General features: G+C 72.9%; 17 protein-coding genes, 2 pseudogenes and 1 riboswitch. Of the genes and pseudogenes, 3 read left to right on the top strand and 16 right to left on the bottom strand.

Annotated elements, in window-relative coordinates; translation table 11 throughout:
* Positions 1–20: 20 nt before the first annotated feature.
* On the bottom strand, positions 21–1,319 hold the full coding sequence (locus ACIQVT_RS15940; protein WP_403752780.1) for a class I SAM-dependent methyltransferase: 1,299 nt from the start codon (positions 1,317–1,319) through the stop codon (positions 21–23).
* Positions 1,320–2,417: 1,098 nt separating this feature from the next.
* Positions 2,418–3,797, bottom strand: coding sequence for an NAD(P)/FAD-dependent oxidoreductase (locus ACIQVT_RS15935; protein ID WP_403752777.1), 1,380 nt, complete (start codon positions 3,795–3,797; stop codon positions 2,418–2,420).
* 492 nt (positions 3,798–4,289) lie between these two features.
* Here ACIQVT_RS15935 and ACIQVT_RS15930 point away from each other — a divergent pair.
* Both ACIQVT_RS15930 and ACIQVT_RS15925 read left to right on the top strand, forming a co-directional pair.
* Positions 4,290–4,355: pseudogene (locus ACIQVT_RS15930) on the top strand (prevent-host-death protein); the annotation flags it as partial.
* A 21-nt stretch (positions 4,356–4,376) separates the two neighbouring features.
* Positions 4,377–4,523, top strand: a pseudogene (locus ACIQVT_RS15925) (type II toxin-antitoxin system RelE/ParE family toxin); the annotation flags it as partial.
* Positions 4,524–4,525: 2 nt separating this feature from the next.
* Here ACIQVT_RS15925 and ACIQVT_RS15920 read toward each other — a convergent pair.
* From ACIQVT_RS15920 to ACIQVT_RS15860, 13 genes are all read right to left on the bottom strand, one after another.
* Positions 4,526–5,494, bottom strand: a complete 969-nt coding sequence (locus ACIQVT_RS15920; protein ID WP_403752774.1) for an exopolyphosphatase — start codon at positions 5,492–5,494, stop codon at positions 4,526–4,528.
* On the bottom strand, positions 5,491–6,027 hold the full coding sequence (locus ACIQVT_RS15915; protein WP_403752771.1) for a DUF501 domain-containing protein: 537 nt from the start codon (positions 6,025–6,027) through the stop codon (positions 5,491–5,493). The genes ACIQVT_RS15920 and ACIQVT_RS15915 overlap by 4 nt, the downstream gene beginning before the upstream one ends.
* Positions 6,028–6,077: 50 nt before the next feature.
* On the bottom strand, positions 6,078–6,554 hold the full coding sequence (locus ACIQVT_RS15910) for a septum formation initiator family protein (protein WP_403752768.1): 477 nt from the start codon (positions 6,552–6,554) through the stop codon (positions 6,078–6,080).
* A 117-nt stretch (positions 6,555–6,671) separates the two neighbouring features.
* Entirely contained in the window at positions 6,672–7,961 is a 1,290-nt protein-coding gene (eno, locus tag ACIQVT_RS15905; RefSeq protein WP_403752765.1) for a phosphopyruvate hydratase, read from the bottom strand.
* 362 nt (positions 7,962–8,323) lie between these two features.
* Positions 8,324–9,061, bottom strand: coding sequence for a transglycosylase family protein (locus tag ACIQVT_RS15900; protein WP_403752762.1), 738 nt, complete (start codon positions 9,059–9,061; stop codon positions 8,324–8,326).
* Positions 9,062–9,065: 4 nt separating this feature from the next.
* Positions 9,066–9,241: riboswitch (cyclic di-AMP (ydaO/yuaA leader) on the bottom strand.
* Positions 9,242–9,423: 182 nt separating this feature from the next.
* Positions 9,424–10,521, bottom strand: a complete 1,098-nt coding sequence (locus ACIQVT_RS15895; RefSeq protein ID WP_403752759.1) for a transglycosylase family protein — start codon at positions 10,519–10,521, stop codon at positions 9,424–9,426.
* A 173-nt stretch (positions 10,522–10,694) separates the two neighbouring features.
* Positions 10,695–11,966: a cytochrome P450 gene (locus ACIQVT_RS15890; RefSeq protein WP_403752756.1), complete on the bottom strand. Its 1,272-nt coding sequence runs from the start codon at positions 11,964–11,966 to the stop codon at positions 10,695–10,697.
* A gap of 873 nt (positions 11,967–12,839) precedes the next feature.
* Positions 12,840–13,823 carry a nucleoside triphosphate pyrophosphohydrolase gene (locus ACIQVT_RS15885; RefSeq protein WP_403752753.1) on the bottom strand — a complete coding sequence of 328 codons (984 nt, stop codon included), beginning with the start codon at positions 13,821–13,823 and terminating at the stop codon, positions 12,840–12,842.
* Positions 13,824–13,971: 148 nt separating this feature from the next.
* Entirely contained in the window at positions 13,972–14,622 is a 651-nt protein-coding gene (locus tag ACIQVT_RS15880; RefSeq protein ID WP_403752750.1) for a SurA N-terminal domain-containing protein, read from the bottom strand.
* A 182-nt stretch (positions 14,623–14,804) separates the two neighbouring features.
* The gene (locus ACIQVT_RS15875; RefSeq protein ID WP_403752747.1) at positions 14,805–15,632 is read right to left on the bottom strand and encodes a glycoside hydrolase domain-containing protein; all 828 of its coding nucleotides are present in this window, start codon (positions 15,630–15,632) and stop codon (positions 14,805–14,807) included.
* Between the two features lie 142 nt (positions 15,633–15,774).
* A complete protein-coding gene (locus tag ACIQVT_RS15870; protein WP_403752998.1) occupies positions 15,775–17,268 on the bottom strand; it encodes a protein kinase in 1,494 nt (497 codons plus the stop codon).
* 38 nt (positions 17,269–17,306) lie between these two features.
* Positions 17,307–17,957: a hypothetical protein gene (locus tag ACIQVT_RS15865; protein WP_403752744.1), complete on the bottom strand. Its 651-nt coding sequence runs from the start codon at positions 17,955–17,957 to the stop codon at positions 17,307–17,309.
* 160 nt (positions 17,958–18,117) lie between these two features.
* Entirely contained in the window at positions 18,118–20,649 is a 2,532-nt protein-coding gene (locus ACIQVT_RS15860) for an N-6 DNA methylase (RefSeq protein WP_403752741.1), read from the bottom strand.
* 222 nt (positions 20,650–20,871) lie between these two features.
* On the opposite strand from ACIQVT_RS15860, the gene ACIQVT_RS15855 reads away from it, so the two are divergent.
* Positions 20,872–21,585 carry a hypothetical protein gene (locus ACIQVT_RS15855; RefSeq protein WP_403752738.1) on the top strand — a complete coding sequence of 238 codons (714 nt, stop codon included), beginning with the start codon at positions 20,872–20,874 and terminating at the stop codon, positions 21,583–21,585.
* 175 nt (positions 21,586–21,760) lie between these two features.
* On the opposite strand, the gene ACIQVT_RS15850 is transcribed toward ACIQVT_RS15855, so the two are convergent.
* Positions 21,761–22,477: an HNH endonuclease family protein gene (locus tag ACIQVT_RS15850; RefSeq protein WP_403752735.1), complete on the bottom strand. Its 717-nt coding sequence runs from the start codon at positions 22,475–22,477 to the stop codon at positions 21,761–21,763.
* Between the last annotated feature and the right edge of the window lie 43 nt (positions 22,478–22,520).

Below are 22,520 nucleotides of genomic sequence, written 5' to 3'. Positions count from 1 at the left end.
GGACGGGGCCCTTCACCGTGTCAGGCGTGCCAGGTGCGGGTGCGCAGCGGCAGCCCGGAGGCACCCGACTCGGGGGTGCGGACGGCCAGGACCTGGTTGACGCCGATGCGGTTGCGCTCGAAGGCGAGCGCGCAGGCGGCCATGTACAGGCGCCAGACGCGGGCCCGGCCGTAACCGGCGAGGCCGACCGACCGGTCCCAGCCGGCCTCCAGGTTGTCGACCCACCGACGCAGGGTGCGGGCGTAGTGCTCGCGGATCGACTCCACGTCCCGGACCTCGAAGCCGGCCCGTTCCAGCTGGGTGACGGTGGTGCCGACGGGGGCGAGTTCGCCGTCGGGGAAGACGTAGGCGTCGATGAACCCGTCCGGCCGGTACGCCGACTCGTCGAGCTGCGGGCGGCGGGCGATCTGGTGGTTGAGCAGCCGTCCCCCGGGGCGCAGCAGCGCGTACAGCCGGCGCGCGTACTCCAGGTACCGTTCCGCGCCGACGTGTTCGGCCATCCCGATGGAGGAGATCGCGTCGAAGGGGCCGTCCGTGACGTCCCGGTAGTCCTGGACGCGGATCTCCACCCGGTCGGTCAGGCCCTCCTCGGCGACGCGCTTGCGGGCGTACGCCGCCTGCTCCTGCGACAGGGTGACCCCGAGGACGCTCACCCCGTGCTCGCGGGCCGCGTGGACGGCCATGGAGCCCCAGCCGCAGCCGACGTCCAGCAGCCGCTGACCCGGCTTCAGACCGAGCTTGGCCGAGACCAGTTCGAGCTTGTCGCGCTGGGCGGACTCCAGGGTGGCGCCGCTGCCGGGCTCCCAGTACGCGCAGGAGTACACCATCGAGGGGCCGAGGACCAGCTCGTAGAAGTCGTTGCCGACGTCGTAGTGGTGGCTGATGGCGCGTCGGTCGGTGCGCCGGGTGTGCAGGCCCCGGCGCGGTCTGCGGACCTCCTCGCGCGGCGGGGCGGGTGGCAGGGGCGGGCCGGCCAGCCGCAGCAGCTCGCGGGTGGCGGCCCGGACGGCGGGGTCGCGTACGGCCTCGACCAGGCCCCGGGCGTCCTCCCCGCGCTCCCAGACCAGGCCCGCCATCGACTCCAGCGCGGTGTACAGGTCACCCTCGACGTCCAGGTCGCCGGAGACCCAGGCGCGGGCGAGACCCACCTCGCCCGGTTTGAACAGCATGCGGCGCAGGGCGCGGCGGTTGCGGATCACGAGCGCCGGGGCGTCGGGCGGCCCGGCCTGTGAGCCGTCCCAGGCCCGCACCCGTAGCGGGAGCGGGGCTCCCAGCATCTGCTCGGCAAGACTCGTCAGCCGCGTCGCGGCGTCGGCCATGGCGCACACCTCCGTGAGGGGAAATCGGCCCGTACCGTCTGCTTCCGTTCCTGGCAAACCATCGCGCACATCGCCGCCATTCCCCTTCGTACGCCCTCGCCGACACGCGGGCCGTGGAGTGCGCGCGCCGGGGCGCGACCGGCTCACAGGGGGCGGCGCACGACGGACAGGGCGTCCAACGCCTCCTCGCGGCCACGGTCGTGCGGTACCGGTCGGCCGCCCGCCCGTCCGCGTCACCGGTCAGGCGGCCCTCCTCGGCCGCGACCGTCGACCTGGCGTACTTCGTCCGGTCCTTCCTGCGGACCTCACGGTGGAGGCGGCTCAGCGTGCCGTCCACCGGCCGCCGCACCACCGCGCGGCGGCCGTCGCGATGCGCACCGCCGTGTCGTCGTTCTCTTAGGGGTCGTCCCGCACGGCGTCGGGCCCCCGGTCGGCCGGTGACAGGGCCACCCGGCGGGTGATGTCCCGGGCGTGCCGGCGGTCGACATGCCCCGGCCGCCGTGCCGGGCCGGCATCACCGCGGCCACCGTCGGCGACGACCACCACCGCAGCCGCACCGGCCGGCGCGCCGGGCCGGCGCCACAGGGGCGCAGGGGAAGCGGGGGCCGACGGCGGGCGGCCCCGGCGGGCCGGACGGCGGGCCGGCGGTCGCGCAGATGGACGCGCAGCGCGAGGAGGTCCGCCGGGTCGAAGGAGCGGCTGGTCGCCGAGGCGGAGGCGCTGTGGGGTTCGGCGGACCGGGGTCCGACGGCGGCCCGTCACCGCGAGTTGATGGCGGAGTGGAAGGCAGCGGGACGCGGAGCGGTCGGAGAACCTGGAGCTGAAGGAGGAGCTGGCCGAGGAGGCCGACAAGCTCCTGCCGGTACAGGAGCTGAAGGCACCGGCGGACCGGGAGGCGGTGGGACGCTCACCCGCGTCGGGTACCACCGGGTGCGTCCGCCGGGACGGCGCCGGGCGCGGAGATCACCTGTCCGACGGCGAGAACCGCCGGCCCGGCCGCGCGCACGCGGCGACGGGAGCCGCCCGGGTACGCCGAAGGGGCCGCCCGCACCACGGATGGCGGGCGGCCCCTTCGGGCGGTACGGGAGGGTCCCGAGGTCAGGAGGCCTTGGCCTTCTCCTCGGTCTTGGCGGCGGCGACCGGCGCCGGCTTGGCGGCCTCGTAGAACTCCTCGCGCGGGTTCTCCATGGCGCCCAGGGAGACGACCTCGCGCTTGAGGAACATGCCGAGGGTCCAGTCGGCGAAGACGCGGATCTTGCGGTTCCAGGTCGGCATCGCCAGACCGTGGTAGCCACGGTGCATGTACCAGGCGAGGCGGCCCTTGACCTTGATCTTCATCTTGCCCATGACGATCATCGCCACGCCCTTGTGCAGGCCGAGACCGGCGACCGCACCCTTGTTGGCGTGCTCGTACTCCTTCTGCGGGAAGCCCCGCATACCGGAGATCACGTTGTCGCCGAGGACGCGGGCCTGGCGCAGCGCGTGCTGGGCGTTCGGCGGGCACCAGGCGTTCTCGTTGCCCGCCTTGCGGCCGACGAGGTCCGGGACCTGGGCGTTGTCACCGGCGGCCCAGATGTAGTTCGTGCCCTTGACCTGGAGCGTGGGCTCGCAGTCGACGTGGCCGCGGGGGCCGAGGGGCAGGCCGAAGCGGGACAGGGCCGGGTTCGGCTTGACGCCGGCGGTCCAGACGATGGTGTTGGAGTCGACCTCGAGGCCGTTCTTCAGCACGACGTGGCCGTCGACGCAGGAGTCCATCGAGGTGGAGAGGTAGATCTCCACGCCGCGGCTCTCCAGGTGCTCCTTGCCGTACTGGCCGAGCTTGGGGCCGACCTCGGGGAGGATCTTGTCGGCGGCGTCGACGAGGACGAAGCGCATGTCCTCGCGCGACACGTTCTTGTAGTACTTGGCCGCGTCCCGGGCCATGTCCTCGACCTCGCCGATGGTCTCCGCGCCCGCGAAGCCACCGCCGATGAAGACGAAGGTGAGCGCCTTGCGGCGGATCTCCTCGTCGTCGGTGGAGTCGGCCTTGTCCAGCTGCTCCAGGACGTGGTTGCGCAGGCCGATGGACTCCTCGATGCCCTTCATGCCGATGCCCTGCTCGGCGAGGCCGGGGATCGGGAAGGTGCGGGAGACCGCGCCCATCGCGATGACCAGGTAGTCGAACGGCAGCTCGTACGCCTCGCCCACGAGCGGGGCGATCGTGGCGACCTTGCGGTCCTGGTCGATGGTGGTGACCCGACCGGTGAGGACCTCCGCCTTCGGCAGCACGCGTCGCAGCGGGACGACGACGTGCCGAGGGGAGATGCTGCCGGCGGCGGCTTCGGGGAGGAAGGGCTGGTAGGTCATGTACGACCGGGGGTCGACGACCGTGACGGTCGCCTCGCCGTAGCGCATCTTCTTGAGGATGCGCCGAGCTGCGTACAGGCCTACGTACCCACCGCCTACTACGAGGATCCTGGGACGCTCCGTGGTGCTCATGCCATCGAGTATCCACCCGCCGCCGGGGGGTCGCTCGTGCGCCCCTTCACAAGCTCTGACGGGGCCTGTGTTAAACTCCGCGGCTCACGTGACGCAGGTCATGCGGACGAGGGGGAACCGCGGGGTGGCCGGAGCCGTTGTCAATGCCGCGTGAGCTGCCTCTCCGGGGTGACGCGAGGGCTGTGAGGCCGACCCGGGACGAGTGCACCGCGACCGTCGGGGGCACTCCCACACCCCCCATCTGAACACGTTCAAACGGCTCTTGGGGCCCCGGAAGGGCCTATGGACCCCGACTGGGGGCGCGGCACCCGGGAATTCCTTGTGAAGAACTTCACGAACCTTTTCGCGCACCTACGACACAGGGCCCCTCGCGGGACCCTCGAAGCCGCTCAAACGTTATCCAGCCTGCTCAGCAGATGGCTACCGTTCGGTAATAAAAGAGAGCTACGCCACCGCCGAGCCCGAGTACACGCAGATGCGTACACCGATCTCATGACTGAGAACAGCGTGACCGTACGGGAAGCCCGCGCGCACCTCGCCGACCACATCAACCGGGCCTAGGAAGGCCTTCCGACCGTCATCAGAAGTACGCCTTCCGGCTCACCACGGCAGCTCCGGGCCATCAGCCGGCCCGACGCCATGCGCGTCCTGACCGCGCTGACCGCGCTCGGCGAAGACCCTTACCGAGAGGACGCCGACGTCAAGAAGCTCACCGGCCCTGTAGGCGATCAGGCCAAGGACCAGGCGATGCCGTCGAGGATGTCGTGCTCGCTCACCACGACCTCCTCCGCGCCGGTCCGCTCCATGATCGCGAGCAGGACGAGCGCGCCCGCGCCGATGACGTCGACCCGGCCCGGGTGCATGGACGGGATCGCGGCGCGCTCGGCGTGCGTGGCACCCAGCAGCCACCCGGTGATCTCGCGGACCCGGTCACGGGAGATCCGGGAGTGGTGGATGCGCGCCGAGTCGTAGGCGGGCAGCTCCTGGGCGATCGCGGACACCGTCGTGACGGAACCGGCCAGGCCCACCAGGGTGCGCGCCTCGCCGAGCGGGACCGTCCGCTCCGCGAGGTCCAGGGCGGCCTCGATGTCGGCCCGCATGGCGGCCACCTGCCGCTCGGTGGGCGGGTCGGCGACCCGGCCGTCACGCACCAGGTGCCGCTCGGTCATCCGCACGCAGCCCACGTCCACGGACCGCGCGGCGCGGACGTGGTCGTCGCCGACGACGAACTCGGTGGATCCGCCGCCGATGTCCACCACCAGGTAGGGCCGGGCCAGGTCGTCACGGCCGCGCAGCTCGCGCGTCGCCCCGGTGAAGGAGAACTCGGCCTCCTGGCCGCCGGTGATGACCTCCGGCTCCACCCCGAGGATGTCCACGACACCCCGGACGAAGTCCGCCCGGTTCTCCGCGTCCCGGGAGGCGGAGGTGGCGACGAAGCGGACGCGTTCGGCGCCGAGCTCCTTGATGACGTCCGCGTACTCGCGGCACGCGGCGAAGGTCCGCTCCAGCGCCTCGGGGGCGAGCCGGCCGGTGCGGTCGACGCCCTGGCCCAGCCGCACGATCGTCATCCGGCGGTCCAGTTCGGCCAGTTCGGCCGGCCCGCCCGCGTCGAGGGCACCGCCGGTGGTGTCGGGGGCGTCGGCGACCAGCAGACGGATGGAGTTGGTGCCGCAGTCGACGGCGGCGACGCGGGTCACTTCGCGTCCCCCTCGGTGTCGTCGAGCGTCACGCAGGCGCCCTTGCGCCACCACTCCGGCAGCATCGCCAGCGCCTCGTCACCGAGCGGGTTGACGCCCGGACCGGCGGCCAGCGAGTGGCCGACGAGCACGTGCAGGCACTTGACCCGGTCCGGCATGCCGCCCGCGCTCGGGAAGCCCTGGAGGACCTCGATCGCGTCCCGGCGCCGGATGTAGTCCTCGTGCGCGGCCCGGTAGGCGGCGGCCAGTTCGGGATCGCGCTGGAGCCGTTCGGTCATCTCCTTCATGACGCCGTTCGCCTCCAGCGTGCCGATGGCGGAGGACGCCTTCGGGCACGTCAGGTAGTACAGCGTGGGGAAGGGGGTGCCGTCGGGCAGGCGCGGTGCCGTCTCCACGACGTCCGGCTGACCGCAGGGGCAGCGGTGCGCGATGGCCCTCAGACCCCGCGGCGGGCGGCCCAGCTGCTGCTTGAAGGCCTCGACGTCCGCATCGGTGGGCTCGGTGCGCGGAGTGGGCGGCGGAGGGGTTTCCATGACTGCTTCCAGGGTGGCTTTCTCGTCGTTGTGCCGGTCTTGACGCCGGCTCACTGGTCGGAGGCGTCGGACTTGTCGACGCCGTCCCAGACGTTGGCGTACCAGGGCCGGTGGGCGGCCCTGAGGTCGGCGCGGGACTGCTTGGCCGCGCCCGGGTCGATGACGACGTACCCGGTCTCGCCGGGCAGCACGTAGTGCAGCCGGTCGCGGATCTGCTGCTCGGCGTAGGCGTCGTCCTGCCAGCGCGCCTTGAGGTCGCGCAGCTGTTCGACGCGCTCGCGGGCCTGCTGCTGCCGCCGCTGCACGTCGGCGATCTCCGCGCGCTGGGAGACGTACTGCCGCATCGGGTAGGCGAGGGCGACGACCAGCGAGCACAGCACGAGCGCGAGCAGGGCGGCGCGGCCGGTGAGCCGGGAGCGGCGCGCCTGCCGTTTCGTCTGGGAGCGGTAGACGCGGGCCGCCGTCTGCTCGCCGAGCACCCGCAGCCTGGTCGCGGTGGAGAACCGGTCACGGTCCTTCACGGCCATTGTTTCCCGCCTCCCGTCACACGCGCGTACGTCCCCGGACACGGTACGGGACCGGGTACGGGGACGTACGTACGACTGGCTAGGACATAGCCCGGGCAGGCTCAGCCCCGGTGGCGCCTACTGGTTCGCGAAACGGAACCGGGGGAAGGCCGAGCGGCCCGCGTACACCGCGGCGTCGTCGAGGATCTCCTCGATGCGCAGCAGCTGGTTGTACTTGGCGACGCGCTCGGACCGGGCCGGGGCGCCGGTCTTGATCTGGCCGCAGTTGGTGGCGACGGCCAGGTCGGCGATGGTGACGTCCTCGGTCTCGCCGGAGCGGTGGGACATCATGCACTTGTAGCCGCTGCGCTGGGCCAGCTCGACGGCGTCCAGCGTCTCGGTCAGCGAGCCGATCTGGTTGACCTTGACCAGCAGGGCGTTGGCGGCGCCGTCCTCGATGCCCCGGGCGAGGCGCTCGGGGTTGGTGACGAACAGGTCGTCGCCGACCAGCTGCACCTTGTCGCCGAGCTGGTCGGTGATGGTCTTCCAGCCCTCCCAGTCGTCCTCGAACAGCGGGTCCTCGATGGAGACCAGCGGGTACGCCTCGACCAGCTCGGCGTAGTACTCGGTCATCTCCTGGGCGGTGCGGTTCTTGCCCTCGAAGACGTACGAGCCGTCCTTGTAGAACTCGGAGGCGGCGACGTCCAGGGCCAGCGCGATCTGCTCGCCGGGGGTGTAGCCGGCCTCCTTGATCGCCTCGAGGATGAGGTCGAGGGCCTCGCGGTTGGAGCCGAGGTTCGGGGCGAAGCCGCCCTCGTCGCCGAGACCGGTGGACAGGCCCTTGTTCTTCAGGACCTTCTTCAGGGTGTGGTAGACCTCGGCACCCCAGCGCAGGGCCTCGGAGAAGGACTCCGCGCCGATCGGGGCGATCATGAACTCCTGGATGTCCACGTTGGAGTCGGCGTGCGAGCCGCCGTTCAGGATGTTCATCATCGGCACCGGCAGCAGGTGCGCGTTCGGGCCGCCCAGGTAGCGGAAGAGCGGCAGGTCGCTGGCCTCGGAGGCGGCGTGGGCGACGGCGAGCGAGACGCCGAGGATGGCGTTGGCGCCGAGGGAGCCCTTGTTGTCGGTGGCGTCCAGGTCGAACATGGCCTGGTCGATGAGGCGCTGCTCGGTGGCGTCGTAGCCGACCAGCTCGGGGCCGATCTGCTCGATCACGGCGAGGACGGCCTTCTCGACGCCCTTGCCCTGGTACCGGTTGGGGTCACCGTCGCGCAGCTCGATGGCCTCGAAGGCGCCCGTCGAGGCGCCGGACGGGACGGCGGCACGACCCGTGCTGCCGTCGTCGAGGCCGACCTCGACCTCGACCGTGGGGTTGCCTCGGGAGTCCAGGATTTCCCGGGCTACGACGACGTCGATGGACGGCACGAGCATCTCCTTCTTGGATGTGACGCTGGAAGTGCGGGGCTGTGTGCCTTACGGCTGTGCCTTGCGACTAGAGCCTAACCGTCTCCGGGGCGCCGGCCACCGACCGACCGCCCCGTGGACAAGGCGACCGTACCTTTTGTTTCAGGTCGAAACAAAGGGGGTCGGGGAAACCCGGCCGGATACAACGGGGAGACCCGGCCGGAGAGAGGGGACCGGCGGCAGCGAAAAACCCCGCCCCGGCGCGTACGGGGGAACGCGCGCCGGGGCGGGGAGTCCGTGGGGACGGGGGCGCCCCCGCGCCGGACCCCCGGCACGCGGGCCGGGGGCGGGAGGGGGCTGTGGCTCCGCGCGGAGCCGGGGGGTCACTTCAGGTGGAGCTGCTGACCCGGGTAGATGAGGTTGGCGTCCTCGACGATGTCCTTGTTCAGCCGGAACAGCTTCTCCCAGCCGCCCTGCACGTGCTTCGCGGCGGCGATGGAGCTGAGGGTGTCGCCGGTGACGACCTTGTACTCGCCGTCGCCCTTCTTGACCTTCTGGCCGGTCGGGGTGGTGACGGTCTTGCTCTTGCTCGGGCTCGGCGTCTGGCTCGGGGCCTGGCTCGGGCTCTTGCTCGCGGAGGTGGCCGGGCGCTCGGCGGAGCGGGAGGCGGCCTGCTGGTCGCTGGAGCGGGTCGTGTCGGTGGTACCGGCCGAACCCGAGGTGGTGGTCGGGGCGGAGCCGCCGGTGGACGCGCCCGACAGGCCCGTGCCGCAGACCGGCCAGGCACCCTTGCCCTGCGCGGCCAGCACCTTCTCGGCGACGGCGATCTGCTGCGCCTTGCCGGCCTTGTCGGCCGTGGCGGCGTACTGCGTGCCGCCGTACGCGGCCCAGGTGGAGGCGGAGAACTGGAGACCGCCGTAGTAACCGTTGCCGGTGTTGATGGCCCAGTTGCCGCCGGACTCGCACTGGGCGACGGTGTCCCACTCGGAGGTGGTGGCGGCGGAGGCGGTGCCGGTCGCCATCAGCGGGGCGGCGACGGCGGCGCCGGTGACACCGGCGAGCGTGATGGCCCGGACGGCCTTGGACGGACGACGGTGCTTGCCCTTGGCGGAAAACAGCATGGATCTATCCCCTCACCGACGCCTGCGAGGTGAGCTGTCGGGTTCGGGCCGGTTGAGTTGCCCGGCCGCACCCACGCTGTGCGCGGTGCGGCTTCACCCCCAGCCGGTGCCAGCCTCTTCGACTGCTGGTCCCGGCACTTACCTTGGGTCCCCCGCTCCTGCCTGCGGCGCATGACGCGACGACTGTTCCCGGGCAACCGCTGGCAGGATTCGGCGTTGCGGAAGCCGGGGCCCGTGGTGACGAGCGATCTCGACCGTAGACACGTGATCGCCGGAATTTCAAAGACGATCAAGGCTTCTGAGACTCATCCCACACCTTCGCCAAAACGGACATCAGCCGCGATATGGGGCGTCAACTCCCGCTAGTCGGCGTCCGTTTCGTCCGTGACTTCAAGGGTCTGACCGGCACTGATGTGGTTCGGGTCGGTGCCGATGGCCTTCTTGTTTCCGGTATAGAGCGCGCGCCAGCCCCCGTCGACGTCGAGGGAGTCGGCGATGGACGCGAGGGTGTCGCCCTCACGGACCGTGTAGGTGTCCGGCGCGGGAGAGGCGTGGCGGCCGGAGAGTGCCGGGCTTTGACCGTTTGTCACGTTTTCGTCCGCGTTGGCCCCACGATGGCGCCCGCTCGTGCCGAGACTGCCGGTGTCGACCAGGCTCCAGGAACCGGCGGCCTGCTGAGGGTTGTCCACCTCACCGGCGTCCGGGACGGCCGTGGGCGAGCCGCCGACCCCCCGCGGCGCACCGGCGTCCGGTACGGCGCGCTTGTCGGACTTGGGGGCGTCACTCCCCTTGGACCCGGTCGTCCCGCCGACACCCTTGCCCGGCTTCGCGGTCGGCGTACCCGCCTTGTCCGAGGAGGAGCCGCCCTTCGAACCGGAGTTGGCGGACGAGCCGGTACCGGTGGAGGACGGCGAATCCGGCGAACCGGACGTACCGGAGGCATCGGATGTGTCGTTCGTCCCGTTCGCGCCGTCCGTCCCGGTGGAACCGGTCGGGTCCGGTGTGCCGGACGAGCCCTCGGTGCCGCCGGTGTCACCGGAACCACCGGAGCCGCCGACGCCCGTGTCCACGTCCACCGAGCCCGAGTCGGAGGTCAGCCCGGACAGCAGGGCGCAGGTCGCCCAGGGAGTGGTCCCCCGGCCGGCGAGGATCTTCTCGGCGACGGCGATCTGCTGGGAGCGGCTGGCCTGGTCGGCGCTGGCCGCGTACTCGGTGCCGCCGTATCTGGCCCAGTCGTCCTGCGAGATCTGGAGGCCGCCGAAATATCCGTTGCCGGTGTCCGCGCTCCAGGAGCCGCCGCTCTCGCATTCGGCCACCTTGTCCCACGTGGTGCCGTCGGCCGCGTTGGCGCTCGCGGCGCCGAGGAGCGGAATGGCGATGGCGGAGCCGGTCACGCCGGCCGCCACGAGGAGCGCCGGAGCCTGACGGGGGCGACGGTGTCGGCCGTTCCCGGAGAGCATGCAGAAGCCTTTCGAGCGACAGCTGGACCGGCGCGGCGAAACCGTGCCCGCCGCGCTGAGGGGTGAACGTATCGGCAGACGATCACTTGTCACAAGTTAATGCCGCACAGATCACGTGAAGATCACAAAGTTGAACGTCTGTCATTTCCCGTGCGGTGGGGGCGGGGCGGTCCTCAGCCGGTGGGTGTGAACTCCACCGGCAGGGTGCGCAGACCGCGCATGATGAGCCCGCCGCGCCAGCGCAACTCGGCCGGGTCCGCGGCGAGACGCAGGTCCGGCAGGCGGGTGAGCAGGGTGGCGAGCGCGGTCTGGCCCTCCAGCCGGGCGAGCGGCGCGCCCAGGCAGTAGTGGATGCCGTGGCCGTAACCGAGGTGCTGGTTGTCGCGGCGGGCGAGGTCGAGCACGTCCGGGCCGGCGAACCGGGCCGGGTCCCGGTCCGCCGCGGCCAGGACGACGAGCACCGGATCGCCCGGCGCGATGTCCTGCCCGCCGACGGTGAGCGGCTCGGTGGCGAACCGCCAGGTCGCCAGCTCCACCGGGCCGTCGTAGCGGAGCAGTTCCTCCACGCCGGTCTCCAGCAGGTCCCGCTCCCCGCGCGCCAGGGACTCCTGGAGCAGGCCGCGCTGCTCGGGGTGGGTGAGCAGCGCGTAGGTGCCGTTGCCGATGAGGTTCACCGTCGTCTCGAAACCGGCGAACAGCAGGATGAAGGCCATCGCGGCGGCCTCGTTCTCCGTGAGGTGCTCGCCGTGGTCGGAGGCGCGGATCAGGCCGGAGATCAGGTCCTCGCCGGGCGCCGGCTCGGCGGGCAGCGCCGCGCGCTTGCGGTGGATCAGCTCGGCGAGGTAGCCGCGCATCTTCTTCACCGACCGGGCGACCCCGCCCCGGGGCCCGCCGCCGTGCCGGATCATCATGCCCGCCCAGTCCCGGAAGTCGTCCTGGTCCTCGGGCGGGACACCGAGCAGGTCGCAGATGGCGTAGATGGGCAGCGGGAACGCGAACTCGTGGATGAGATCGGCGGACCCGGTCGCCGCGAACCGGTCGATGAGCCGGTCGGTCAGCTCCTGCACCCGGGGCGCGAACTCCGCGACCCGGCGCGGGGTGAACGCCTTGCTGACCAGCCTGCGCAGCCGGGTGTGGTCCGGCGGGTCGATGTTCAGCAGGTGCGTCATCAGTTCGGCCTTGCGCTCGCCGGGGATGCCGGTCTTGCCCCTGGCGTGCGCGGGCTCGTCGTGGTGCGCCGGGTTCTTGCTCAGCCGCTGGTCGGCCAGGGCCTGCCGGGCGTCGGCGTACCGGGTGACGAGCCACGCCTCGACCCCGCTCGGCAACCGCGTGCGGTGCACGGGGGCGTGCTCGCGCAGCCAGGCGTAGGCGGGATAGGGATCGGTGGCGAACTCCCACGTGAAGAGCGCGGGCGCCGGGCCGTCGGGGCGGAGCTGGTCGGTCACTCCCCGACGGTATCCGCCCCACGGGCCAGCGCACGGCGGGGGCAGGCACGAGCGCCTCCGGCGGGGTGGTGAGGTGCGGTGAGGTGAGTGGGGTGGGTGAAGTGGGGTGGGGGAATGTGCGGCGGCTGTTCTCCGGCCCAGGGGCGGTGGCGTGCGGCAGAGGGTGGTGGGTGGGGCGGAGGTTCCCCGGTCCCGGGGAGACGGGGGTGGGCCGGGGTAGGACAGGTGCGGGTGTGGGTGCGGGTACGGCGGACGTCGCCCCAAGGGCTTGGGGAGGCAGGCGTACGGCGGGTGCGGTGGCCGGTACCCCAGGACGCGGGGCGACAGGGCACGTGGCGGGCGTGGCCGGCCGTTGCCGGGCGCTGGGAAAGCGGAGGGGCGTGGGGTGGGCGGCGGATCGAGGAGCTGTTGCCCCGGCGCTGGGGAGGCGGAGGGGCGTAGGACGGGTGGCGGATAGAGGGAACGCTGCCCCGACCGCGGGGATGCGGGGGGCAAGGCACGGGATGCAGGGGGCAAGGCGCACGGCAGGTGTGACGGCCGTTCCCCCCGGCCTCGGGAACGCAGGGGTGAGGGGCGTACCGCTGGTGCGGTGGCCGTTGGCCCAGGCGACGCGAGGGCACAGGGCGCGCGGCAGGTCCGGCAACCGTGCCCCCGGCCCCCCGGCCCCGAGCGACGAGAGGCACACGGCGTATGCCGGGCGCGGCGGCCGGCGCCGGGGCGCCGTGGTCACCGCGAGCGGGCGGTGCTGGCGCCGGGGTCTGTGAGTTCGGCGGGGTGGTGACCGTGCCGGTTCCGGGGGCTCCGTCGGTCCCGGGCGCCGGGATCTCGGGCCTCAGGTGTGAAGGCCGTGCCGTTTCACCGGGCGCGGCGGGGTCAGGACGGTAGGCCCTCGGCGGTGCGTATCGCGTCCCGGTACGCCCGGGCGGCCGCTCGCAGTGCCGCCTCCGGGTCGATGCCGGCCGCCTCGGCGCGCGCCGCCAGCGCCAGCAGTTCGTACCCGATGCCCTCGCCCCGCGGCAGCGGTACGTCCAGGCCTGCCGTGCGGGCGCGGGAGGCGAGCTTCGCGGCCAGGGCCAGGCCGGGCTGGCCGAGCGGGACACCGTCCGTGGCCGAGGCGCGCCGCTTCTCCTCGGCCTTGGTGCGCAGCCAGTGCTCCTTGACGTCCTCCGGGGTCTCGGCCGTCTCGTCGCCGAAGACGTGCGGGTGGCGGTGGACGAGCTTGGCGACGATGCCGCCGGCGACGTCGTCGACGGAGAACGGCGCGTCCGGGTGCTCCTCGGCGATCCGGGAGTGGAAGACGACTTGGAGGAGGACGTCGCCCAGCTCCTCGCGCAGTTCCTCGCGGTCACCGGCCTCGATCGCCTCGACCAGTTCGTACGCCTCCTCGATGCCGTACTTGGCGAGGCCCTCATGGGTCTGCCGGGAGGACCACGGGCACTCAGCGCGGATGCGGTCCATGACCTGCACGAGGTCCAGGAGCCGGGCGCCGGGCAGGTCGTAGGAGGCGGGCAGCAGCTCCAGGTCCGGCATGGCGGTCCGGCCGCCGCCGGCCAGCCGGGCCAGGCCGTCGGTGAGGGCCGGCTCGCCCTCACCGGTGGCCACGACCACCACCGTCCGCCCGCCGGCGCAGGCGTCGACCAGCTCCTGCGCGGTGGGCGACGTAGGCGTCACCGTTATCCCCGCCTCCCGCAGGTACGGCAGCTGCGGGTGGGCGCCGTCCGCGCAGAGCACGGCGTCGGCGGCGCGCAGGACCTGCCAGGCGGGCCAGGAGAGCAGACCGGGGGCGACGCGGTGGCTGGTGGTGAGCAGGACGACACGGCCGGGGGCGGCAGCGGTCTCGCGGCGGGATTCGTTCACGATCCGAACGTAACCCACGGCGCGGGCGAACGGATCGCGTTGTCCACAGGCCCGAAGAGTCCTGTGATCGTATGACCGACCAGCCCAGCCCCTCGACCAACCGGCCCGGGCAGCCGACCGGTCGGTCCAGCCCCCTCGACCGGCCGGCCTAGGCCGTGGCCGGCTGTCCGTCCGCCGAGGTGACCTCGCGGACCCACGGCGTCCGGGCGTCCACGCGGCTGCTCTTCTGCACGTCCCAGGTGCCGTAGCGCGGGTTGAGGTCGACGTGCAGTTCCCGGGACGCCGCGGACAGGGTCTTCCAGAACTCCGGCCTGCTGGTGTCGGTGCCCAGCTTCGCGGCGAGCTTCTGCGCCTCCAGCTGGAGGCGCAGGTTGTCGTCGAGGCGTTCCGGGGCGATGCCGTACTTCTGGAGCCAGGCCGTCTCCAGGCCCTTGGCGCCACCGGTCTGCTGCTCCAGCCCCGCACGCATCTGCTGGATCTCCTTGCGGGTGACCGTGACCCCCTCGTCCTGGGCGGCGCGGTGCAGCACCCGGTCGAGGACCATGTTGTGCAGCGTGTCGCGGGTGAGGCTGCTGGTGGAGGAGACGACCTGCTGGTACTGGGCGTCGTCCGTCACCGCGGCCCGCTGCGCCGCGCGGACCTCGCCGACCCTGTTCTCCAGCTGGGCGACGGTGATCCGCCCGCCCCCGACGACGGCCGCGGCGCCCGGGTGCGCGTCGTTTCCGCAGGCGGTCAGCAGGGGTGCCGCGGCGGCGATCGCGGCGGTGAGGACGAGCGCGGTGCGACGGCGGCGGTGCAAGGAAACCTCCAGGGGAGATTGCAATGACTTGCGATGATCGATGGTAGGCAGTGGGCAGCTCGCGGCCAACCCATTCGACCAACGATTCACGCGCCCTTCGGGCACCGCCGCCCGCCACGCCTTCCGCCGCCGGTCCGTGCGCGGGTCCGTGCGACAGTCCGGGCACCGCCCCGGGCGACGGGTCAGCCGACGAGCGCCACGGGCGCGTCCCACGCGTCCCGGTCGACGGTCAGCGTGACGCCGCCGTGCGACTCCTTGCTGTTGACCAGGTACTGGTGGGCGCGGCTGTGCTGGGTGAACCGTGTGGCACCCCACGGCCAGTCCGCGGTCGTCGTGTTCTGCTTGTCCCACAGCGCGTACCAGAGGTTGCCCGGCAGGTCGGTACTGTCCTTGGCGGTGGCGATCGCCTTGGCGCTGGAGCTGCTGAAGCCGTAGTAGCCGGCCCGGTACGTCTTGGCGTGCAGGCCCTTGTCGAAGGCGCGCACGTACGTCAGCACGGCGTCGTTGCACGACTTGTTCGTGATGTCGTACGCCTCCATGTCGAGGTAGACCGCGCTGCCCGCCTTCATGCCGAGCGCGGACGCCTTGGCCACGGCGTCGGTGGCGTCCTTCGCACCGAGCGAGGCGGCCGTGGCGGCGGTCAGCTTCTCCGGGTTGGCACCCGACTGGCACGGCGGCTGGGCGCCGACGTACAGCGGGATGAGCTTCCAGCCGAGGGAGTTGACCGACTTGACCCAGGAGGCGGTGAGGTTGGGCTGGGCGCAGCCGCGGTTCCTGCCGCCCACATAGACGGCCGCCGCGCCGTAGAAGCCCGTGTGCCAGGCCTTCATGGTGGACAGCGAGGGCGCGGTGCACGTGTCGAACGCGCGGCCGGTGAAGGTCTTCTGCGCCGGCCAGGTCGTGGCGGCCATGGACGCCTGGGCGGCTATCCCGGCCCCGGCGACGACGGCCGCGCCGACCACCGCCCACGTGATGTACCTGCGCTTCTTGGACTGCCGGTGGCCGGCCATGTAACCCCACCCCTGATGATGTGATCCCGCACACGCGCGCGTGCCTGTCGGAAACGGGGCGCGGGGTACCGGGGCGGCGGGTCCGCCGCCGGGAGAACCGCGCGCCCGGAGAGCCCGGGCAGCACCCGGGCGAACACACAATCTACCCGCGCACCTGCCCCAGCCACTGGAGGGTCCGCCGGACCTCCACCGCCGTGGGGTGGCCCGGGCCGTGCAGGCGTTCCACGTCCATCAGCAGCCGTGCGAGCGTGTCGTGGGCGGCCGGCCGGTCGCCGAGGGCGAGCAGCAGGTGGCCGATGCGCCGGCGCACCTCGTGGGCGAGCCCCGGGTCCCCGGAGACGTACTGGTTCTCGTAGTACGGCAGGAGGGCGCGGTACTCGGCGAGCGCCGCCGCGGGTTCGCCCAGCTGCTCCAGGCACTGCGCGGCCTCGTAGCGGTAGCGCAGGGACTGCGGGTCGGCTCGGCCGGCCTCGGCGGCGCGTTCGTCGGCGAGCCGGCGCAGTTCGGGCAGCGCGCGCCGGTACTGGCCGTCGTCCATGAGCGTGGCCGCGTACTGCTTGCGCAGCGTGCGGACGACCGGGGAGTGCTCACCGTGCTGCTGCGCGGCGGCCGGCAGGATCGCGCCCAGGATGTCGACGGCCTGGGTGATCCGGCCCTCCCCCAGCAGCCGTTTGACGTCGTCGACGGCGGCCGCGACATCCGGTTTCCCGGCCACCGGCGGCGCCGGCGCGGCGGGGGCGGGCTGGGGCGCGGGCGTCCGGGCCCGGTCCGGCCAGGGGGCGTGCGGGCGCAGGAAGGGGCGGGTGGGATCCAGTGGCGCGCCGGTGGGCATCCCGCGCGCGGGCAGCAGCGGCGCCAGGTCCTCGTACACCTCCTGCGCGGAGCCGGGCCGGTGCTGCGGGTCCTTCGCCAGCAGCCGCAGCACCAGGGCCTCCAGCGCCTCGGGGACCTCGGGGCGGATCCGGCGCACCGGCAGCGGGGGCTCGTACAGGTGCCGGTGCAGCACGCCGAGCGCCGTGGAACCGGCGAACGGCACGTCACCGCTGAGCAGTTCGTGCATCAGCACGCCCAGTGCGTACAGGTCGGTGTACGGGCCGACCGCGCCGCCCATCGCCTGTTCGGGCGCCATGTAGGCGGGCGACCCGATCGGGGAGCCGGTGTGGGTGAGGCGGGTGGTGTCGGTGTCCATGACCGAGGCGACGCCCAGGTCCAGGACGGTGACCGTGCCGTCCTGGCGGACCATGACGTTGCGCGGTTTGAGGTCCCGGTGCACGATCGGCACGGCGTGCACGGCGCTCAGTACGGCGCACAGCTGCGCGGCCACCGCGACCGCCCACTGCCACGGGTACGGGTCGTGCTCGGCGAGGTGGTCGGAGAGGTCGGCGCCGTCGACGTACTGCATGACGAGGAACAGCTCCTCGTCCTCGGTGCCCGCGTCGTGCACCGTCACCAGGCCGGGGTGCGCCACCTGCGCGGTCACCCGGCACTCGCGCAGGAAGCGGCGGCGCAGTTCGTCCGCCTCCTGACCGGCCACCCTGTCGGGCCGCAGCAGCTTCACCGCCACACGCCGGTCCAGTCGCCGGTCGTACGCCGTCCAGACCTGGCCCATGCCGCCCTGGCCGATGAGCGTCGCCAGCTCGTAGCGGCCCGCGACGACACGTCCGGTCGTCACGCTCACCGTCCGCCCTCGTGACCGTCGTGCCGGCGGAGGTAGTCGCTCAGCTCGTCCAGCTCGGCCCGCACCTGGTCGATCCGCGCGGGCGCCGGGCGCTGCGGCACCGGCGGCACGGTGTGCGGGGCGATCGGGTGCGCGGGGGTGGGATGGGTCGGCGTGGGACGGGTCGGGGCCGGGTGGACCGGGGTCGGGTGGGGCGTCGCCACGGGCACGGTCGCCGCGTTGTACGGCGTCACCGCGGCCGGGTAGCCGTACGCCGGGGCCTGCCGCCCCTGGTACGCCTGCTGTTGCGCCCGGTAGGCCTGCCGCCGGACCTGGAAGTGACGGATGTCCGCCGCCAGGTAGTACACCGTCGTGGCCACGAGCGCGCCGAGCACCAGCAGGATGCCCGTGTAACCGCCGGCCGTGTGGACGTCGTCGCCGGGCTCCGCCCCCAGCAGCGCGATGCCGACGATGTCGGCCACCAGCACCGCCACGAACAGCACCCAGTCCAGCGGCCGACGGGTGACGGCCGCCAGCCGGAGCAGCATCGTCCACGCCAGGAAACCGATGGTGAGGATCCCGAGCGCCACGAACACCACGCGCAGGAGAACCAGCCAACCGGTGTGCGGCGGCTGTTTCACCGGCTGTCCGTAGCCGTGGCCTTGCATGGCTGCTCCTGGTGCCTGAAGTGGGCGTCCGCGCCCGCCCGGCGGCCTCCGCGGGGCGGACGGACACCGGTCGTGCGCATGTCGCTTCGAGCATATGGCCCGGCGGGGACGAGCGGTCCGGGTTGTACCGAACCGTTGTCCTACCGCCACCCGCCCCGGATCAGCCGGGCGTGACCGTACCGTCGGTCAGACCGTCGTACATCCCGCGCACGAGCTGCTCCCCGAGTCGGCTCGCGTGCCGCAGGGCCCGCTCGAACTCGTCCAGCGCGCGGAACCGCGCCCCGTAGCGCCGCTGTTCCTCCAGCGGGAGCCGGGGCAGCTGCATCCGGCGCACGTCCAGCCGGGTCGCGGTGGAGGCGTAGCTGCTGGCCTGGCGGTTGTTGGCCGTACCGCGCAGGAAACCGGCGAGGAACCAGGGGTCGAGCGCCGTGCGGTCGGGGCGCAGGAGCACCAGGTTGCGCCCCAGCGCGGCACCCGCCGACCCCTCGTCGATCACCCGCGCCACCGACCCCCCGCCCAGTACCGGTACGACGATGTCACCGGCCTCGGTCAGCACGGCCTCCTCCTCGCTCTCCGGGAGCGTGCCCGAGGGCGCCGTCCCGGCGAGGACGTCGTGGTCGGTGAGGACGGGCACGCGCGCGTGCCCGCCGTTCCCGCCCGTGCGCAGCACCAGCGCGCCCCCGCGCGCGAGTTCACCGATGGTGGTGACAGGGCGGCGCGCGGCCGGCGCGGGGTCGGCCGGTGCGGGATCGACGGTTACCGGGTCGGCCGGTGTCGGGGCGACCGACGCGGGGTGTTCCGGTGCCGGCGCCGGTGCCGGGGAGAGGTCGGCGGTCAGGCGCAGGGTCTCGGCGAGCCGCTCGCGCACCTCGGCGAGCCGCACCGTGCCGTCGGCCGCCGCCGGTGGCGGCAGGTGGCGGGCGGGGGCCAGGTCCACGTCCTCGCCGAGGAGCTCGATCACCGGCACGGAACGGGCGAGCCCCGGCCGCTCCTCCAGACGACCGGCCCGTCCGAACACACGCCACGCGTCCAGCACCGCCTCCCGGACCGCCGCCCAGTCCGGACCGCCGCGCCCCCCGGCGGCGAACCTCCCGGTGTCCACGAGCAGCACCTCCGGCGCCACCGGCGTGCGGTCCGGCCGCCGCAGCACCCACAGGTGCAGCGGGATGTTGTACGGCGGCGCGGCACCGACCGGCAGCGCGACCACGGCCCTGAGCGCGCCCCGGCGCAGCAGGTCGGCGCGGATACGGCGCCCGGAGCGGCGGGACGCGGCGGCCGGCGGCATCAGCAGGACGGCCGTGCCGCCGTCGGTCAGCCGGGCCAGCGCATGCTGGACCCAGGCCAGCTCGGACTCGGTGCGCGCCGGGAAGCCGTATTCCCAGCGGGGGTCGTAGGCGAGTTCGTCGTGGCCCCAGTTCCGCTCGTTGAACGGCGGGTGGCACAGGACCGCGTCCGCGCGCAGCTCCGGGTGGGCGTCGGCGCGCAGGCTGTCGCCCACGGCACCGCGTACGGCGGCCCGGGTGTGCAGCGCGAGCCGCAGCGCGCTGAGCGCGGCGAGTTCGGGGGCGCTGTCCTGGGCGTACAGCTCCTGCCCGGGGCGGGTGTCCACGGCGCGCAGCAGGGCACCGGTGCCGCAGGCCGGGTCCAGGACGGTACGGGCCGGGCCGGCGAGGTCGGCCATGAGACCGGCCAGCTCGGCGGGGGTGAGCGTGTACTGGCGGGGGTTGGCGTCCAGGTGCCGCCCCAGCAGGAACTCGAACGCCTGCCGGGCCCCCACCTCGGCGGCCAGTTCGGCGACACCCCGCAGGAAGGGGACGGAGGGGAGGAGCTGGGGACCGGTGGGGGTGCGGAGGGCGGGGGCGGGGGCGGGGGCGGGGGCCGCGGGAGTGTTGCCGGCAGGGGTGTGGGGGTTGGCGGGAGTGGGCACGGTGGGGCCGTCGACGGGCGGCCTGCTGTGAACATCCGGGGCGGCGTTCACGGTCGACGAGGCCGATGACGGGTTCACGGGCGCGGGGGCCGGTGAGGCGTACACAGGCGGCGCGGTCGACGCCGGGTTCACAGGTGGCGGCGTCGACGGTGCGTTCACGGACTCGGCGATCGGTTCGCCGTTCACAGGCGGCGCGCCCGGTGGCTTGTTCACAGGTGGCGCGCTCGAGGCGGCGCCCACAGGCGGTGCGGCCAGCACCGCGTTCACAGACGGCGGCGTCAGCGGAGGGTTCACAGCGGTTGGCATGGCGGCACTGTTCACACCTCCGCCGACCGGTCCGGCTCCCCGCCCCACGGCCTTCCCGCCGAAGCGCGGTGTCAGCACCTGCTCCAGCGCGCCCGGCAGCATCGCGGCGAGCCGGGCGTCGGAGCCGGCGCTCGCGTCGAGCCAGACGGTGGGGCGTTCGTGGATCAGCAGGAGCGCGCGGCCGGCGTGGGCCAGGGCCGTCAACTGCCCCTCGGGGTGGCCGGCGAGTTGCTGCCAGACCCGTTCGCGCAGCGGTACCTCGGCCAGTTTCCCCTGCGCGCGCAGCCAGGCTTCGACCTCGGCGAGCGCGAAGGACGGGCTGGTCTCTGTGCCGCCGACCGGCTTGGGGAAGTCCGCGTGCCGGCGGCGCCAGTTGCTCACCGCGGCGCGGCCCACCCCCGCGAGCCGTGCGATGCCGGCCGCGGTCAGCTCTGTCGCGTCTGTCGTGTGGTCGTGCACGGCTGTCGCTCCCCCTTGTGCCCCTGTGTGCATCGAGCATACCGACGTACACAAGATCCGAACCTTCACGGCGTGAACGCAAGAGCAACATCATCTCGTGTTGACTCGGTTCACAAGCTTTGATCTTATGGGGTCCGCCGGACGAGCGATCGCTTCACCGCCGTTCGCGATTCCCGCCACCCCCCGCTCCACTTGTTCTACCCACCGTTCCGAAGGACTGTCATGCGTCTCTCGTCCCGTGTCGTCTCCCTGCTCGCGGTCGCGGCACTCCCCCTGGCCCTGTCGGCCTGCTCCTCCGGTTCGTCCTCCGACACCGCGAGCGCCAAGCCGACCAAGGCGAAGAACACGAACGCCGGTCTGCTCACCGGTACGCAGCTCAAGGGCGTGCTGGCGCCCGCGTCGGTCGTCCCGGCCGGGTTCACGGCCGAGGCGGACGGCTCCTCGGACAGCGGCGGCGAGTTCGTCTCCGCGTCCACCAGGAGCACGGCGAAGCCGGACTGCACCCGGCTGGAGGCCACCTCGTGGATACAGGTGTCCGGTTACAAGGGCGGCGCGTCCTTCGCGCAGAACGACTACGTGAACCAGGACAAGACCGAGGAAGTGGCCCAGGAGGTCGACGTGTTCCGGGGTGACACGGCGAAGACGGTGATGAAGAGCCTGGAGTCCGTGGCCAAGGAGTGCGCGTCCTTCACGGACACCGACGCGCACGCCACGGTGAAGGTCGCCGGGCGGTCCACGGCGGGGCTGGGCGACGAGGCGTACACGATGACGCTGACCAGCGGCGCCTGGGAGAACGGCACCACGCTCATCGCCACCCGTTCCGGCAACGCCGTGGTCACCGTGCTGTCGACGGCGGGCTCCGACGACGGTGCCGCGATCGCGAAGAAGGTGACGGTCCGGGTCCTGGGGTCCCTGAAGGACAAGTCGGCCGCGTGATCCAACGGCCCCGGTGGCCGGGCACCACTGCGGCGCCCGGCCACCGGGCCCACGCACCGGGTCCTCCACCGGGTCCACCACCGGGTCCACACACCGGCTGCGCCACCGGTCCCACGCGCCGGCTCCGCCCCCCGGTCCCGCCCACCGGGCCGGGCGGGGCCGGGGCCGCGAATCGTCAGCGGGCGCGGAAGCGTTTCGGCGCGCTGGTCGGGTTGCCGCCGGTGGGGAGTTTCTGGTCCGGGCAGGTGGCCAGCACCTTGCGCATCGCGGCCTTCTCGGCGGAGGTCACCCACAGGCCGTACTTCTTCTTGACGGCGACCTGGGCGGCGACGTAGGTGCAGCGGTAGCCCTTGTTCGGGGGGAGCCAGGTGGCCGCGTCGCCGTCGCCCTTGCCGCGGTTGGTGCTCGCGTCGACCGCGAGGAGGTTGAGGGGGTCGTTCGCCAGGGCTATGCGCTTGCCGGGCTCCCAGTACTTGGCGCCCTTCTGCCAGGCGTCCGAGAGGGCCACGACATGGTCGATGTCGACCTGACTGCGGCCGCGCCGGTACGTGATCTCCTTGCCGGAGTAGGGGTCGGACGCCAGCAGCCCGTACGTGACCTTGCAGCCGCCGCCCGTGAACCGGACCTTCTCCAGGTCGCGTTTGAGTATGTCGTCGCGGGTGTCGCAGGAGTTGGAGTCGGTGTCCGCCCAGGCGGTGCCGAACCGCTCCCGGGAGTAACCGGTCTTCGGCGCGCGGCCCTTGACGGTCAGTGAGCCGGCGGCGGCCATGGCCGGGCCCCCGCCTCCGGCCGGCTGCGGTCCGCCGGACCCCTTAGTCTGCTCGACCTTGCAGCCGGTCACGGCGACCAGTACGGCCGCGGCGATGACCGTCCCGCCCCTCAGACGTGTCACGGTGCGTCCCCTTGCTCACCCTGGTCCGCCGTCCGGGTACGGG

Origin of the sequence: Streptomyces sp. NPDC100445, assembly GCF_044759735.1 — a bacterium.
GTDB lineage: Bacteria > Actinomycetota > Actinomycetes > Streptomycetales > Streptomycetaceae > Streptomyces.
Note: the sequence above shows the minus strand (reverse complement) of the source record. Positions and strands in the feature narration are given on the sequence as shown.

Bases quoted from the DNA above. Each gene is read 5' to 3' on its own strand.
- ACIQVT_RS15910 (WP_403752768.1), bottom strand. From the start codon at position 6,554: ATGGCCGTGAAGGACCGTGACCGGTTCTCCACCGCGACCAGGCTGCGG.
- ACIQVT_RS15900 (WP_403752762.1), bottom strand. From the start codon at position 9,061: ATGCTGTTTTCCGCCAAGGGCAAGCACCGTCGTCCGTCCAAGGCCGTC.
- ACIQVT_RS15935 (WP_403752777.1), bottom strand. From the start codon at position 3,797: ATGAGCACCACGGAGCGTCCCAGGATCCTCGTAGTAGGCGGTGGGTAC.
- ACIQVT_RS15855 (WP_403752738.1), top strand. From the start codon at position 20,872: ATGCGTCTCTCGTCCCGTGTCGTCTCCCTGCTCGCGGTCGCGGCACTC.
- ACIQVT_RS15940 (WP_403752780.1), bottom strand. From the start codon at position 1,319: ATGGCCGACGCCGCGACGCGGCTGACGAGTCTTGCCGAGCAGATGCTG.
- ACIQVT_RS15895 (WP_403752759.1), bottom strand. From the start codon at position 10,521: ATGCTCTCCGGGAACGGCCGACACCGTCGCCCCCGTCAGGCTCCGGCG.
- ACIQVT_RS15875 (WP_403752747.1), bottom strand. From the start codon at position 15,632: ATGGCCGGCCACCGGCAGTCCAAGAAGCGCAGGTACATCACGTGGGCG.
- ACIQVT_RS15915 (WP_403752771.1), bottom strand. From the start codon at position 6,027: ATGGAAACCCCTCCGCCGCCCACTCCGCGCACCGAGCCCACCGATGCG.
- ACIQVT_RS15865 (WP_403752744.1), bottom strand. From the start codon at position 17,957: ATGCAAGGCCACGGCTACGGACAGCCGGTGAAACAGCCGCCGCACACC.